The 16,351-nt window shown below is 47.6% G+C and carries 9 protein-coding genes; 8 read left to right on the top strand and 1 reads right to left on the bottom strand.

Going from position 1 to position 16,351, the window contains the following annotated elements:
• Nucleotides 1-273: 273 nt before the first annotated feature.
• Entirely contained in the window at nucleotides 274-1,011 is a 738-nt protein-coding gene (locus QNM19_RS23320) for a substrate-binding periplasmic protein (protein WP_049866443.1), read from the bottom strand.
• Nucleotides 1,012-1,122: 111 nt separating this feature from the next.
• Here QNM19_RS23320 and QNM19_RS23315 point away from each other — a divergent pair, with 111 nt between their 5' ends.
• The 8 genes from QNM19_RS23315 (at nucleotide 1,123) to QNM19_RS23280 (ending at nucleotide 16,050) form a co-directional block, all read left to right on the top strand.
• Nucleotides 1,123-1,815, top strand: coding sequence for a DNA-3-methyladenine glycosylase I (locus QNM19_RS23315; protein WP_049866444.1), 693 nt, complete (start codon nucleotides 1,123-1,125; stop codon nucleotides 1,813-1,815).
• The gene (locus tag QNM19_RS23310; RefSeq protein WP_284027272.1) at nucleotides 1,812-3,248 is read left to right on the top strand and encodes a protein adenylyltransferase SelO; all 1,437 of its coding nucleotides are present in this window, start codon (nucleotides 1,812-1,814) and stop codon (nucleotides 3,246-3,248) included. Before QNM19_RS23315 ends, QNM19_RS23310 begins: the two co-directional genes overlap by 4 nt.
• Nucleotides 3,249-3,251: 3 nt before the next feature.
• The gene (locus QNM19_RS23305; protein ID WP_284027271.1) at nucleotides 3,252-5,039 is read left to right on the top strand and encodes an ABC transporter ATP-binding protein; all 1,788 of its coding nucleotides are present in this window, start codon (nucleotides 3,252-3,254) and stop codon (nucleotides 5,037-5,039) included.
• A gap of 111 nt (nucleotides 5,040-5,150) precedes the next feature.
• Nucleotides 5,151-6,203 (top strand): OmpA family protein, encoded by a 1,053-nt coding sequence (locus QNM19_RS23300; protein ID WP_049863704.1) that lies wholly within the window; start codon nucleotides 5,151-5,153, stop codon nucleotides 6,201-6,203.
• Nucleotides 6,204-6,466: 263 nt separating this feature from the next.
• Nucleotides 6,467-9,064 carry a bifunctional aconitate hydratase 2/2-methylisocitrate dehydratase gene (gene acnB / locus QNM19_RS23295; RefSeq protein WP_284027270.1) on the top strand — a complete coding sequence of 866 codons (2,598 nt, stop codon included), beginning with the start codon at nucleotides 6,467-6,469 and terminating at the stop codon, nucleotides 9,062-9,064.
• A 261-nt stretch (nucleotides 9,065-9,325) separates the two neighbouring features.
• A complete protein-coding gene (locus tag QNM19_RS23290; protein WP_049863703.1) occupies nucleotides 9,326-10,306 on the top strand; it encodes an autotransporter outer membrane beta-barrel domain-containing protein in 981 nt (326 codons plus the stop codon).
• Nucleotides 10,306-11,286: a hypothetical protein gene (locus QNM19_RS23285; RefSeq protein ID WP_049863702.1), complete on the top strand. Its 981-nt coding sequence runs from the start codon at nucleotides 10,306-10,308 to the stop codon at nucleotides 11,284-11,286. Before QNM19_RS23290 ends, QNM19_RS23285 begins: the two co-directional genes overlap by 1 nt.
• 123 nt (nucleotides 11,287-11,409) lie before the next feature.
• On the top strand, nucleotides 11,410-16,050 hold the full coding sequence (locus tag QNM19_RS23280; protein ID WP_284027269.1) for a leucine-rich repeat domain-containing protein: 4,641 nt from the start codon (nucleotides 11,410-11,412) through the stop codon (nucleotides 16,048-16,050).
• Nucleotides 16,051-16,351 lie beyond the last annotated feature (301 nt).

Here is a 16,351-nt window from a genome sequence, read left to right as displayed (position 1 = left end):
GATAGTGTGGGGTTTCCCATGTGAAAGTAGGACATTGCCAAGCTCCTAATTAAAGAAAGCCCGATTCGAGAGAGTCGGGCTTTTTTGCGTTTTGAATTTAAAAAAGTTGTATAACTACCCGATCACAAAGCCCACACTACCGTCATCCCGCGTTTGATGCTGGAACTGCCAACAGGCCACACGATGAGTATGAATCGTACTTCCATCTGGCAGTAATGATCAGGTATCTGATAAAGCGATCTTTAAAGCTGTGCTTATGCGTATGAGGAACAATCACTGGGTACTAATCGATGAGCAATTAGTTTGATACTGTGCAAGATAGCGTTTGTTTGAGATAAGCTGCTGGAGTGCGTTATTAAAGAGTGTCACATATTTTTTGTTGTGTTGGTTTATCAGTAAAAATCCCTGATTGACGAATGCTGGTTTGGGTTGCCGTACCAGACGTTTTACCTCAGAGTTAGACAGGGCTTTTGCATACTCTCTCTCAGTTTGTTCATCCAGAACGGCAATATCCGCGCGTTGACGCAGCAGGAATTGCAAATTTTTTGTGGTGTAGGTCGCCTCCATCACTTCAATTTCATATTCTTTGATCGCCTGCCATAGTGTTTTTGGATACGTTAAACCTTTATTGAGAAGTAATCTGTATGGCTTTAGGTCGGCATAGGAGTTAAATTTAAACGGTATACTATCCAGGTGATAAAAGTGGGAAACTTCAGAGGTGAGCGGGTATGACGTATACAGGTACTCGGTTGCTCTTTTTTCATTGTAATACCAATAAGCACTACCAATAAACTCTGCTTTTTTTCCCTCTTCATATGCGCGTTGCCAGGGCATAAATACAAACCGAACACGGATCCCGTGCAAAGCAAAGGCATCTCGGATAAGCTGAGCGGTACACCCTTGATCCTCACGATGCCGGTCTACGTATGGAGGCCATTGACCAGTTGTAATATGCACTGTTTCAGCACTTAACGTAAAACTATAAAATAAAGCAAAAATAATGTATTTCACTGACAACGCTCTGAAAACCGGGCTAAACAAAACTATAGCGCTTATTGTTGAATAAAACGAATCGACCAACAAAAGCGTCTATCCCATTGATCAAAATTAAAAGGCTAAGCTGTGGAGAGTTTTTTAGATATTTATGAACGAGCGTGCGCGCGAAAAGGTTCGAAGGACATACTGGAATCATTACTCAGTGAGCCAGTATCAAAAACGCAACTTGCCATGCTTCCCGATGATGTCTGGCTGGAAGAGTTTACTCGTAAAATATTTCAAAGTGGTTTTTATTGGTCAGTGATTAATGCCAAATGGCCAGGTTTTCGTGACGTGTTCTGGGATTTTTCTGTTGAGAAGTTACTTTATATGTCGCCTGAGATGTTTGAACAGCGCGCTCAGGACGAGCGTATTGTACGTAACTATAAAAAAGTACAAAGCATTGCCCATAACTGTCTGATGATCCATGAATTGGCACTAGAGCATGGCACTTTCAGTAAGCTTGTTGCCAATTGGCCGGAGGAAAACATTATTGAACTATGGCTGTTACTCAAAAAGCAAGGAAGTCGATTAGGGGGCAATACCGGCCCTTATGCGCTGAGAGCTGTCGGTAAAGATACGTTTATTCTGAGCCGGGATGTAGAAGCCTATCTACGCGCCCATGAGGTGATCTCAGGTGGTCTGCATAGTCAGAAATCACTGCGCTCTGCACAAGCCTTCTTCAATGAGTTACGTGGACAAAGTGGTTATTCATTGCAAAAATTAAGTCAGCTTGTCGCTTATAGTGTGGGTGACAACGTGCTAGGAGTAACATCATGAGCCAGTTTTTTACCCGCTACACCGAGTTGGGAGAGACTTATCTGGTCCCACAGCAGCCTTATCAGTTTGAGCAGGCTCAATTACTACTTACCAATCAGCCATTGTTAACTGAATTAGGCTTTGAGATCGATCAGCAAGCATTGCGTGACTACCTTGCAGGTGTATCTCAGGTCGAGCGCATTCAGCCAGTTGCAATGGCCTATTGCGGCCATCAGTTTGGTCATTTTAACCCGCAACTTGGTGATGGACGAGCACACTTAATTGCGTCAATCGCCGCAGCGGATGGTCTCAACTATGACATGCACCTTAAAGGCTCCGGCGCGACAGTTTTCTCGCGTGGGGGGGATGGCTTGTGTGCACTGGGCCCCGCTATTCGGGAGTACATTATGAGCCATGCAATGCAAGCATTGGGTGTACCAACGACTCACTGTCTGGCAGTCTTGTCCACTGGTCAACAGGTGATACGTCAGACGCCAGAGCCCGGCGCTGTTGTATGTCGCATTGCCCGAAGCCATATCCGGGTTGGCACCTTTCAGCTGATGGCAATGAATAAGGATGTTGCTGCGATGAGTAAGCTCGTCGAACTATGTATCCGTGAACACTATAGTGACATTACGTCCAGTGGTGAAGCGCGTATCTTTGATTTCTTCACGCAGGTATGTCAGCGCCAGTGTGCACTTATTTTAAAATGGATGCAGGTTGGTTTCATTCACGGGGTTATGAATACCGACAATACCCTGATAAATGGTGAGACGATTGACTATGGCCCCTGTGCGATGATGGAGTCTTTTTCATTCGATACGGTGTTTAGCTCTATTGATCGTCAAGGACGCTATGCCTTTGGTCAGCAACCGAACATTGCCAGCTGGAATTGTGGGCGTCTGGCGGAGTCTTTGATGGTGTTGATTGAGGATAAAGACGCAGCGCTGGAGCGCTTTTCAAGTATTCTAAGCCAGTTTGCTGAGAGCTTTAATGAGGGCTACCAAGTGATGTGGTCTAAAAAGCTTGGGATAGGCACCTGGGAGGAATCAGATCAGGCATTACTGAGTGAATTGTTATCGCTGATGCAGCAAAATAAACTGGATTACACCAACACGTTTGCTGCTCTGACAAACGCATTACACGCCAGTCCGCTAACAACCTATCCTTTACCGGAAGTGTTAGCTGACTGGGTGAGTAAGTGGCGAAAGCGGATTAGCGGACACAGTGGAGCTGAGGCACTGGCGCTGATGCAATCTGTAAATCCGGCTATTATTCCGCGTAATGATCTGGTGGAGCGATTTATTGCCCAGTTTAATGAAGGCACTCAGAGTGATGAGTTTACTGACTGGCTAACTGCGCTGAAGACTCCCTATACCTATCAAGCCTATCCTGTTCAATGGACGGCGACTATGGCACATGAACAAGCCTATCAGACGTTTTGTGGAACGTAAGCTATGAGTGAGCAGAGCAACCAGGCATTGACCTGGCAGGAAATCAAGCGACAGATCCTGACACATAAAACCCCCTTGATTTACGCACATCTGATTGCTTTTTGTGCCGCTCTGGTGAGCGTGCCTATTCCACTCATGATGCCTTTATTAGTGGATGAAGTGTTACTGGCACGCCCTGGTGCTGCAGTTGAGACCCTCAATCATATATTGCCTGCTCAGTGGCACGGCGCGACGGGTTATATTGTCTCTATCCTGATAGCGGTGGTGTGTATGCGCTTGGGGGCACTGGTGTTGGGTGTTGCGCAGTCACGTCAGTTCACAATCATAGGAAAGGACATTTCTTATCGGATCCGGGAAAGGCTGCTTGGCCATCTGGCAAAGGTGCAGCTCAAGGAATATGAAACTCAGGGCGCTGCGGCGATCAGTTCACGATGTATCACAGACATTGAGACGCTAGATGGCTTTATCAGCCAAACCTTGTCTCGTTTCTTGATAGGCATTTTGACTATAGTCGGGACGGCAGTGGTGCTGCTATGGATCGACTGGCTGTTGGGCTTGATCATTCTGACACTCAATCCTGCTGTGATTTATTTTTCCCGGCAATTCGGGAAGCGCGTTAAAGATTTGAAGAAGCGTCAGAATAATGCATTCGAGGCATTTCAGAGTGCACTAGTCGATACGTTAGATGCCATCGCGCAGCTCAAGGCAATGCGCCGCGAGCAAAGTTATTTCGATACGGTTGTGGGGGCAGCGAAATCGCTTCGTTACCACTCTGTACAGTCACAGTGGAAAACAGATGCAGTCAATCGTCTCAGCTTCACCGTTTTCTTGTTGGGATTTGAAGTTTTTCGTGCCATCGCTATGCTGATGGTGGTTTTCTCTGACTTAACAGTAGGTCAGATATTCGCGGTATTTGGCTACTTGTGGTTTATGATGGGACCAGTACAGGAGATCCTGAGTATTCAGTATGCTTATTATGGCGCGACCGCTGCGCTTCAGCGTCTGAATCAGGTGCTGGCATTCAGTACAGAGCCTCAACAGCCTGCGAACAGCGAGGTATTCAAACAACCGACGATCCGCATCGATTTTCGTCATGTTAGTTTTGCCTATCAAGATGGCTTGCCGGTACTCAATGATGTGTCTTTGAGCTTGCCCAGCGGTAAGAAAACAGCGTTAGTTGCGGTATCAGGCGGTGGTAAGTCGACCGTTGTGCAGTTGCTGCTTGGGTTATATCAGAAGCAGTCCGGTGATATTTTGATTAATGACGTGCCTGCCGAAGAGGTTGGTTTTCATGCCATTCGGGAGCACGTCGTGACTGTGCTTCAACAGCCCATTCTATTTAATGCCAGCATTCGGGAAAATCTGGCTATGGGTAAAGCCTGTGATGATGAGTTGTTATGGCATGCGTTAAAGGTGGCGGAACTGGCTGACACTGTCACTGACATGCCTCAACAGCTCGATACAGTAGTGGGTCGTAATGGGGTGAGACTGTCCGGCGGACAAAAGCAACGCCTGGCTATTGCCCGTATGGTTGCCGCGGATCCAAAAGTGGTTGTGCTGGATGAAGCCACGTCTGCGCTGGATGTGGAAACTGAGGCCAAAATACATCGTAATTTGAATACTTTCTTATCAGGCAGGACGACGCTCATCATTGCTCATCGACTGAGTGCAATTCGTCAGGCGGATCAAATATATGTACTGGATGATGGCGTTGTGAGCCAGGCTGGAGACCATCATAGCCTGGTTGCGGAGCAGGGGTTATATCGGGTGCTATTTGGTCATCAGAGCTGAATTTAAAATTAACAAAAAATTCCTATTTTGTGTTAAGTAAATATTAAGACATAATCTACTATTATTACTGCAAATATCAGATTGCATTATTATTTTAGAGAGGGAAGGATGATGAAACTACGAATGCTAAGCGTTGTTGTAACAGCTTTGATGGCAACCAGTGCGTATGCGGATGACCACCAAGAAGGCGTTTATTTGGGCGTCTTTGGTGACTACTATAAGGCTGATTGGGAAAACAGCCGGGATGCAGCTGGCGTCACCGTTGATGATTCAATGGGGTGGGGTGCCGAGCTGGGATATCGTTTTAGCAAATATTGGAGTGCTCGTCTTGAGTATGCTGACATGGACTTTGATTTGTCAGGATTACGCAGCGACTCTGTAGACGGTGATAGAATTGGCATTGATGGCCTTTACCACTTTAATGGTGGCCCTTTCTATGCACTATTTGGTCTGAAATCAATCGATGTGTTCGACAATAACACCTTTGCCAATGTAGGCGCGGGTTATCGTCATCATTTCAGCGACAACTTTGCTGCTAACTTTGAAACGGCTATTTATCAGGGGGTTGACCGGGGTTACACCGATGTAGGTGCAAAGCTTGGTATTAACTACTTCTTTGGCGGTGCGAGCAGCAGCAAACCTGTTGAACCTGCACCGGCGCCGCAACCTGAGCCAGTGGCCGTTGTTGCAGCGCCTGTCGATACGGACAAAGATGGCATTTATGACATGGATGATCAGTGTGCCAATACACCAATGAGTGATGCAGTGGATGCACAAGGGTGTACTCTGTACGAAGACAAAGAGGTGACTGTCAGCCTGTTGGTGCGTTTCCCGAACAATAACTCAAGCGTATCACAGCAGTATCTTAATGATATTCAAGCTGTTGTAAGCTTCCTGAATGAGCACCCTGAAACCACAGTGGTACTTGAAGGGCATACTTCTGCTGTGGGTAAAGCTGACTATAACAAATGGTTGTCTAAGAAACGTGCCGATGCTGTTGCAAAACAGCTTATCGAGAAAGGCATTGATGAAATGCGCATCACAACAGTGGGCTACGGTGAAGAACGTCTGAAAAATACCGATGATTCCGCGCAAGCGCACGCTGAAAACCGCCGTGTTGAAGCAAAAGTAAAATCTGTCGAGCGTGTTAAAGTAAAGCGCTAACCCCTGTTTATTCTACTCGGGCCCGGATGATCCGGGCCTTTTTGTCTCTTTTTCTTGCCTTAAGCCATTCATGTAAACGTTGTTTTTAACTCTTGGTATTCACATAGGTTATAGTCACTATAAGGCGGCAAAGTGGCCGTTTGATTTTCATCTATACTCTAAGACCTTATAATAAATCATCATATTTTACATATAAGCAATTTTTTTAGGGTTTTTAACCCTAAAAATTAATTACCTGTTCACGTCACCAAGAGGGCATAATTGTGCTTCAAGAATATCGTAACCATGTTGAGGAGCGCGCAGCGCAAGGGATTGTTCCCAAACCGCTGGATGCGCAACAAACCGCAGAACTGATCGAGTTATTGAAAACGCCACCAGCAGGTGAAGAAGAGTTCATCGTCGATCTGTTTATCAATCGTATACCACCCGGTGTGGATGATGCAGCCTACGTTAAAGCGGGCTTTTTAGCGGCAGTTACACAAGGCAAAGCAACCTCTCCCCTAATCTCTAAAGCTTATGCCGCAGAACTACTGGGCACTATGTTGGGTGGTTACAACATTGCACCTATGATTGAATTGCTGGATGACGCAACATTAGCGCCGATAGCGGTTAAAGGCTTATCACACACCTTGCTCATGTTTGATGCCTTCTATGATGTTGAGGAAAAAGCCAAAGCAGGTAATGCATTTGCTAAGCAGGTCATTGAATCCTGGGCAAACGCCGAGTGGTTCCTGGAAAAGCCAGCAGTCGCAGATAAAATCTCTGTGACGGTCTTTAAGGTGACGGGCGAAACCAATACGGATGACTTGTCTCCGGCACCGGATGCCTGGTCACGACCCGATATTCCGCTGCATGCGCTGGCTATGCTGAAAAATGAGCGGGATGGTGTTACGCCTGACAGAGCGGGCGAAATTGGTCCGGTTAGCCAATTAGAAGCGCTGAAGCAAAAAGGCTTGCCACTGGCCTATGTCGGTGATGTTGTAGGCACTGGTTCTTCACGTAAGTCAGCAACTAACTCTGTGCTATGGTTTATGGGTGACGATATTCCGTTTGTGCCAAATAAGCGCGTGGGTGGTGTGTGCCTCGGTGGCAAGATTGCACCTATTTTCTTCAATACCATGGAAGATTCGGGCGCTTTACCTATTGAGCTGCCGGTTGATGATCTCAACATGGGTGACCAGATTGATATCTACCCATACGAAGGAGTCGTTAAGCGCCATGGTAGCGATGAAGTGATCACCACATTTAGTTTGAAGTCAGACGTGATCCTGGATGAAGTACGTGCCGGTGGTCGTATTCCTTTGATCATTGGCCGTGGGCTGACTGACAAAGCTCGGCATGCGCTGGGATTGGACCAGGAAGATATCTTCTGTAAACCTAAATTGGTCGAGGACTCAGGTAAAGGGTTCACATTGGCGCAGAAAATGGTTGGTCGAGCCTGTAATATGCCAGGGGTGCGTCCCGGTCAGTATTGTGAGCCAACAATGACCACTGTGGGCTCGCAGGATACCACAGGACCAATGACACGAGATGAATTGAAAGATCTGGCATGTCTGGGCTTTTCGGCGGATCTGACGATGCAGTCATTCTGTCACACCTCGGCTTATCCTAAGCCTATTGATGTGAATACCCATCATACTCTGCCGGATTTCATCATGAATCGCGGTGGCGTTTCACTGCGTCCTGGCGATGGCGTGATCCACTCATGGCTGAACCGCATGTTGCTGCCAGATACTGTGGGGACAGGTGGTGACTCCCATACCCGCTTCCCATTGGGAATCTCATTTCCGGCCGGATCGGGTGCCGTGGCATTCGCAGCAGCAACCGGTGTGATGCCACTGGATATGCCAGAATCCGTATTGGTGAGGTTTAAAGGTGAGATGCAACCCGGGATCACGTTGCGCGACCTGGTTCATGCGATCCCCTACTATGCGATTAAGCAAGGCTTACTCACGGTCGAAAAGAAAGGCAAGATCAACGAGTTCTCTGGCCGCATTCTTGAAATTGAAGGGGTTGAGCACCTGACCGTAGAGCAGGCATTTGAATTGTCCGATGCATCGGCTGAGCGCTCGGCTGCGGGTTGTACGGTTAAGTTATCCCAGGAGTCGATTGAAGAGTACCTGAATTCCAATATTGTCATGCTGAAGTGGATGATTTCAGAGGGTTATGGTGATGTCCGTACCATCGAGCGCCGTATCACCAAGATGGAAGCATGGTTGGCGGAACCTGAGCTGATGGTGGCAGATGCCGATGCAGAATATGCGCACACTATTGAGATTGATTTGGCTGAAATTAAAGAGCCTATTCTGTGTGCGCCAAACGATCCGGATGATGCGCGTCTGTTGTCCGAGGTAACCGGTGAAACAATTGATGAGGTGTTTATCGGATCCTGCATGACCAACATTGGTCACTTCAGGGCTGCAGGTAAACTGCTCGACAACTTTGGTGCACGGTTACCCACACAGCTTTGGGTTGCACCGCCGACTAAGATGGACAGAGATCAACTAACAGACGAAGGGTATTACGGTATTTACGGCCGTGTTGGTGCGCGTATTGAAACGCCGGGATGTTCTTTGTGTATGGGTAACCAGGCCCGGGTCGCGGATAAAGCAACCGTGGTTTCGACCTCTACACGTAATTTTCCTAACCGTTTAGGGACCGGTGCCAATGTTTACCTGGCTTCGGCAGAGCTTGCTGCGGTTGCAGCAATCTTGGGTAAGCTGCCAACCCCGGCGGAGTATCAACAATACGCAGAGCGGATCAACGCCACAGCTGCGGATACCTACCGTTATCTGAATTTCCACAAAATGCCTCAGTACACTAAAAAAGCGGATGATGTGATTATTCAGCAAGCGGTTTAAATAGCCTACCCTGCCACAGAGCCAGCTGAAGCTGGCTCTGGTTTAATCAATATGTTCATGACTGCCGTGTAAGTATCTATATATTATTAGTATTTAAATATTTATTGATGTCCATCTCAGGCAGCTCGAAGTCATATCTCGTCTCTTGACTATCTGATTTGTTGATTTATTATTGAACAATAATGTAAGAATCTGTAACCAGGGAGTGGTGCGTTGGTCCTTGGGTTACATTCCAGTCTACTCTGCGCAAGGTCTAACGTTATGAATAAATCGCTTATTATGGCGTGTTGTCTGGTTTCAGGCAGCGCTGTGGCAGCACCTAACCCTTCTTTTAGTGAAATTCGACTCGGTTTTGAATCCATTGAATACAGCGAAGCGCTCAATGATTTGAGCGGACTGGGTCGTCTGACTCAGGACGCAAAAGTGCGTAACCCCACAATCAGGCAATTGTCCTACTCTGGTATTAATGATGACTGGGGTGTCTATATCGGGACTGCTGCAACCATATATCCGGGTCTGGATACTGAAACCTGGTATGTCAATGATTTTCAGGATCCCAACGACAGCGCGGTGACACATCAGTTTGGCGCCGTGCAGCATAACGATTTCAAATTAAAGTCGAACGAGATAGCGATGAGTGCTGCCTATAACATGACACGCGCATTGCAAGTCACTATGGGCGGGCGGATATTCACTGCCAGTTTTACCCGTTCGGATTTTCGGTTCGCACAGCCAGGGGCAGGTCAGTTTGATCAGGTCTTACAGTCTGCCCCGCGTGGTGATGGCGACCCCGTCGCGCGTTTCAATTTGCCCGGCCAAAATAATACCGGCACAGGGGACCTGGAAGGCTTGCCAGGCAATTTGCAGCCCGCGGTTTCTACCACAGAAGATCAATTGAGCATTATTGCCGCGGCCGGGTTAAGGTATGATAGTAAATTACAGGAACCATCGAATAAGTTTAGCTGGTATGCAGACGCCGAAGTGACACTGCCTGTTTATACCCGAGTACAGAATACCCGCACTATTGAAAGAACACTCAGCGAAACTTTTAACGGCTGGGGTGTGCAGGGGCGTGCTGGCGTCCGTTACCAGGTTTTTGAGAGCATCGCTGTGATGGCGGGGCTGGATGTATCTTACAAAGAACGTGATGCAATCTCTGAGTCAGATGGCAGCCGTCGTACTGTCCCTGACATAGAGTATACCAATATATCCCTGTCAGCTGGGATCCAATGGAGTTATTAATGTACAAACAAAGCAGTATCGCCTTATTACTGGCAGTAACCTTATTAGGCGGGTGTAAAACGCTGGATTCAGTGAGCAATATTGTCAGCAGTGATAAGGCCACCCCGGAGCAGATCCAGGCGGCGTACAGTAAAGCTGAGGCCGCCTATCAGGAAGCGCAACAGGCAATGACCTTGTCTGCTGAAGAGGCGTTAGCAGACTATGATATCGAGCGCACAACTGATGCCAACAAGTTATGGCAGTCGCTGCAGGAGGATTTTGCGGAGTTACAGGCTAACCCCGCGGAGTCACTGGAAAGTGCTTCATTGTTCTCTTCTGATACGAAAGCGGACGAAGTGATGGAGGGCAGCCAGGAAATTATTGCGCTTATTACCGCGGCCCACAGCGCTAAGCGAGCCATCATCAGTGTACTTGAACCAGTTCGTTCTCACTTTGCAGTACTGGATAAGCTGGAGACGCAAACACATTTCGAAAGCCGTTATGAGCGACTGGATGACCAGCATGACAAACTTAAGCGCATGCTGGTGGAAGGCAAGCAGCCACAGGTGGAGGAGTACCTGCCGGAATTGCAATCACAGCTTCATACCCTGGAACAGGACGCCGCAGAGCACTATTTTTTGGGTCAAGTACTGGATAAAGTTCGTACACTGGCAAACTCAGAAAAAGCAGACAGGTTACCAAGGGTCTACCAGGACGTGAAAGTACTGACCGAGTCCACTCAGGGTTTTATTCGCCAAAACGTGCGTGCATATGACGACATCAAAGAGCAGGTCAAGCTGACTGAGTTACAGGTCCAAAGAATAGACCAATTATTTAATGAGTATCTGAGGAGAAAGGCCGCAGTGGATGACAAGCAAATTGAAGCGCCACTGTTAGAGCTGGAAAGCCAGTTATTCAACATGACGCAAAAAGCAGGATTAGGTGATCTACGCCATTTGAGCTTTAGTGAGCAATTGGAGGCAATTAATAGCAAGCTATAATAACCAGCCAAGCATGTGCTCCGGCAAGTGACTGCCGGAGCCTGTTCAACAAAGAAACTAAAAATTCTAAATGAGGGCATCGACCTCACTCGGGAAGACACAATAAACTCAATAGGGAATACAATGACATTACCAACTCAAGGGCGCTGCAACGCGCTTTCGCTAGTGATCGCGTTGTCAATGGCATTAGCTGGATGTGGCGGGGGGAGTGATACACCCGCCCCCGTTGCAGATAAAGCACCAGATCCAAAACCTTCAGATAAAGACAATCCGCTTCCAACAGTGAGCATTGCGGATGTTGAAGCTCAGCTTGAACAGAAGGCGTTCTCGCTGACTGCCAATGCCAGTGATGATGGCTCGATTGCGGGTTATGCCTGGACGCATAGCTCCTCTTTACAGCTAACCGCTGCAGATACAAACTCCGCCACTCCCACCTATACCGTGCCGGACATAACGCAAGATGTCACCATCACGTTTACTGTTACAGTAACCGATGATAAGGGGGCAACCAACAGTGCCACCCAAGACGTGCTGATAAAACGCAAAGTGAATTCAGTGACATTAAATGGCATCGTAACGGATCAGCCCATCAGCAATGCCAATGTGGTGGTCAGTGCGGGGAGTGCTCAGGCACAGGTAACGGCCTCAGGGGAAGGTCTTTACACTGCAACCCTGACTGTAGACGAAAGTGAAGTGAACAGCCTGGTACGTGTTTCTGCGACTGGAGTGGGTGCACAGGACGTGGTTGAGTTTGTCTCAGTATTGAACTCAGTCGCGACACTGACAGAACAGGCCGGTGAAGATGGTGTTCTCGACAAAGAAGAGAACTTTGGCGTTAATATTACCAATGTCACCACAGCCGAATATGCCCTGATGACACGCACCGGTGCACCGCTGACGACCGATGTCGAGTTGGAGCAGGCTTTGCTTAATGTGGATGCCGACGAGAAAATCACTTTGGCGTCTCTGATCAAGATTGTGGTTGATAACGACAACTACTCCTTGCCTGAAGGGGTAAGCTCGACCTTAGATCTGGTTGATGATGAGCAAACGGCCCAGGCGTACGAAGATGATGTGAATGCATCGGACCCTAACCTTATCGAAGACACCAAGAAAGAGATCAAAGGGGACGATGACCTGATTGACGACTCAGTTGCCTCACTCAATGGTGACTTCATTCTGCAGGCAGTGAAAAACTATGATGCACGGCCTTATCATGTCAGCCTGAATGAAGATGGTACGGGCTCTGTGTCGGCCATTAACACCGTCGACATTGAGAGCTGGAAGCAGGAAAACAGCACGGTCTCGATCACGCTGAAACAACCGCTGCACATTTCCACCTCGGAAAACAATCATGACGTCTCTGTGTTCATCAACTCACTCGAGATGACTATATTGGCAGAAAATGACGTATTCAGAACGGTCGATATCGTAGAGCTGGGGTCAACAATTACGGTCGGAGATATGCCAAGTACGGAATCATACGAGCGGAAGTACACCAGTAACCTGCTGAGTAAATTGAAAACGGCGCAGCTCACCACGGAGGAGTTGGTGGGTGTATGGTACATGGATATCACCGACGCCGATGGCAATACAGAAAAGGATCCCCCACAGCACTTTGAATTTAAAGCGGATGGCCAAATCGTTGCGCTGGACGACCTGGATGTTGATGAGGAGATAAACTGGCGTCTGGACGGCAATACCCTGGTGATTGATTATCAGGACCCGGAAGAGTCGGGCACAATCACATTCTGGTTTACCAAAAAACTGGGGGCGGGCTATCAGGTGGTGACTCTGGATACCAGTGACGTTGAGTGGCCGGATACTGAATTTGGATTATTTGTTAAGGCACAGCCTGACGCACGTTGGACTGAAGAAACTGTGGCAGGGCGCTGGCACGGCTTTATCGGTAGACAGCAAGAACGCTTCTATATCGATCAGTTCAGCACCGGGGAACTGTACATTAATACATTTGATTATGCGTACACATGGAGCCTGGGTGAAGAAGGGAAAGTGTTTTATCGTAACCGCTACTGGCAAGGCGACCAGTGGGTCGGTCATTGTGATGTGACCGCAAGTAACTGCTCTGTTGAAGCGCGTGTTGCGCACCGTCTCATTGCCGTTGCGGATGACCACTACTATGTCACACGTACCTTTGAACGCTTTGACCGCGAGGGAAATCCAACGTACTTTGATTCAAGCTTGTTTATTTACCAGTACAATCCAACCATCTCACAGACAGAGTTTTTACCCCGAAACCTGGAGCACAGTCGCACAATGTGGGCACGGGATGAGGAAGCCAAATCTTGGGTGTCTGTCGATTTCGGCAGAGTAGAAAAGCCGACAGAGCCTGGAGAGTGGCATAACCAATTGGTCATCGGTTATGAAAGTTATACCTACACTCTGAGCGATGGCAAGTTGGCCTTTACCCGAGACGAACAACCTCATTATGTTGAGTTACTGGATTACAATGCCGAAAGAATGCAGGTGTGTGTCTATGAGGCAAGCAAAGGCTGTCAGGAAGCCAGCAAACAAGACTGGTACTATCACCCTACTGTATTTGAAGTACGCACTGAAACAGACGGCAACGGGTATCTGTCACCGGACTGGCAGGAAGTGGTAGAAGGACATAGCGCCATATTAAACGTAGAACCTAACTCGGGTTATAGACTGGATACTATTGAAGGTTGTAACGGTGAGCTTGCGGGGTATGACTACATGATCCCTGCGGTGACTGAGTCATGTCAGGTATCCGCGACGTTTAAAATACGGGAAAGCTTAGCAGCTGAAGCCGGGATCACCGATCCCGTATTAGCTAAATGTGTTGACGATAGTGATGCACCTGATCTGAACTCGGTGCGCCGATTATTCTGTGGTTATCAGAATGTTGTTATGTCAACGACAGGACTCGATAAACTGACAAATTTGCATTCACTCTCCCTAACTCTGGATCTGGACGGTACACTTGATCTGTCTGCACTGACACAGCTTAATTACCTGGAGTTATTTAATATTGAGTCCGTTGAGTCCATCGTTGGGATAGATCAACTCACTAACTTGCGGACTGTACGATTAACGATGAACTCGCCCGGTGAGCTGAACTTGTCTTTGCTGGCGCAGCTGCCCCTGCTCACTGAGCTGACCGTACGTAACAGTGATATGATCAGCTCAATTGCTGGATTAGATCAGCTTACCAATGTGCAGTCATTGTCCTTAAGCGTGAAGATGGACGGTGAGTTGGACTTATCTGTCCTGACGCAACTCACGCGTTTAAGCATCGAATATAGTCAATATCAGTCACTGGTTCTGCCTGAAGCCGAGCAGCTCTACGCCCTGGCGCTTATCCAGGTTCAGCTGAGTGATACTGAACTTGCCGGGCTCAATTTGCCTCGCTATGCAAATTTAAGCGAGCTGGACTTGTCGGAAAATTTACTAACGGGTTTTATTGGGGATGAATACCCAGGGCTGACCAGTCTGACAATTCAAAACGGGTATGATTTTGGACAGCTGACGACACTAAAATTGGATCTCAATACACAGCTGCAGTATCTGGATGTCAGTGAAAACCAGTTAACGGAACTGGATATTTCAGGTAACCCGCTTTTGGAAAGTGTGCACATCGAGAACAACCAATTAACCCAGCTGGTGATCGGGTCCCATCCGAATTTAGTCAGATTGGGAGCCTGGAATAATCAACTGACAGCGTTGACGCTGGCCAATATGCCGCAGCTTGTTGACCTGGATATAGAGCAGAATCAACTTGCACAGCTTGATGTGACGAATAACCTGAATCTTGAAACCTTATGGATAAATCACAATAAATTGACTTCACTGAATTTATCTAAAAACACACAGCTTAAGTATTTATTCGCGCAAAGGCTTGAGCTGCTCAGTCAGTTGGATCTGAGCCAGAACAGTCAGCTTGAATCACTTGACCTCTCATATAACGGGCACTGGGAGCGTGTTGTTGTGCCTGACTTATCTCAGCTTGAGTACCTGCGGGTAAACGAAAGCCCGCAATTATATACTGACATTGCTAAGCAACCCTTACCTGCTTTAAGTGAGTTGCAGATTGGAGGGATATCCAGTGCATTGGTCAACCTGGCGTATTTCCCTGCGCTGAAAACACTTAGCTGGCGTTCAGCCGGGTTAACAACTTTAGATGTGGCTCAGCTCCCGGAATTAGTCTCCCTGGACTTATCGGATAACCCGTTGGAATCACTCGATGTCAATCAGGGTATGCATCTGGAATGGCTGACCCTGGAAAATACAGCACTAACCAGCCTGGATACCAGCAATCTGAGCAAACTTGAGTCGCTGGCAATCAGCCACTCACAAATAACAGCACTGGATCTGCAGCAAAATCACCAGTTAAACTATGTGAATGCTGATAATGGGGCTCTAGAATCTGTGACGGGTCTGGAAATGCTGGAGAATCCTGCGGCATATCTGTACTTCTATAATAACCCGCTGAACATGGAGACAGTTACTTACTTTACTCAGCTCCGGGAGCAGGGATATAGCAATCTGTATTTTAATCAGCGATATACTGCCAGAATGGAGTCATTAGGTAACGGCGGTTTTAGCCAGTCTGAAGTGATGCTGCTATTCGGAGAGATGACTAATGTTGAGCTGTATCCGGATACAGGCTTTCAGGTTGGCGATGCGACCGGTTGCCCCGGAGAATTGTCAGGAACCAGCTTCTTGCTGGGGCCATTAGTAGCCAATTGCACGCTTCAGGTTGAGTTTGTGCCTGTGCAGTAAAGTACCAGCCTTTTCAGGCGAATTTAAGTGCCTTTGATGGCACACGTGTTTAAAAGCAGAGCTTTGTTTTCAAAGCTCTGCTTTTTCTTATTAAACAGAAAGATAACCCGTTAGGCAGGTTCTTTGAGGGGGCTGTTTTCTCGTCTTTTCAATTTTTGGAACAACTGATAAGCTGTATTCATAAAGGGTAATTTCGGCCAGGTTATACTGAATGGTGGTCACCAGTGCCCATTGCCGAAAACACTGACAAAGCGTGAAAGTGCAGTTCAGCACCGCATGTCATTCTCAGGATTAAATAAAT

This window comes from Pseudoalteromonas ardens (assembly GCF_030125445.1).
Lineage (GTDB): Bacteria > Pseudomonadota > Gammaproteobacteria > Enterobacterales > Alteromonadaceae > Pseudoalteromonas > Pseudoalteromonas ardens.
The sequence above is the reverse complement of the archived record's forward strand: the minus strand, read 5'-3'. Positions and strand labels throughout refer to the sequence as shown.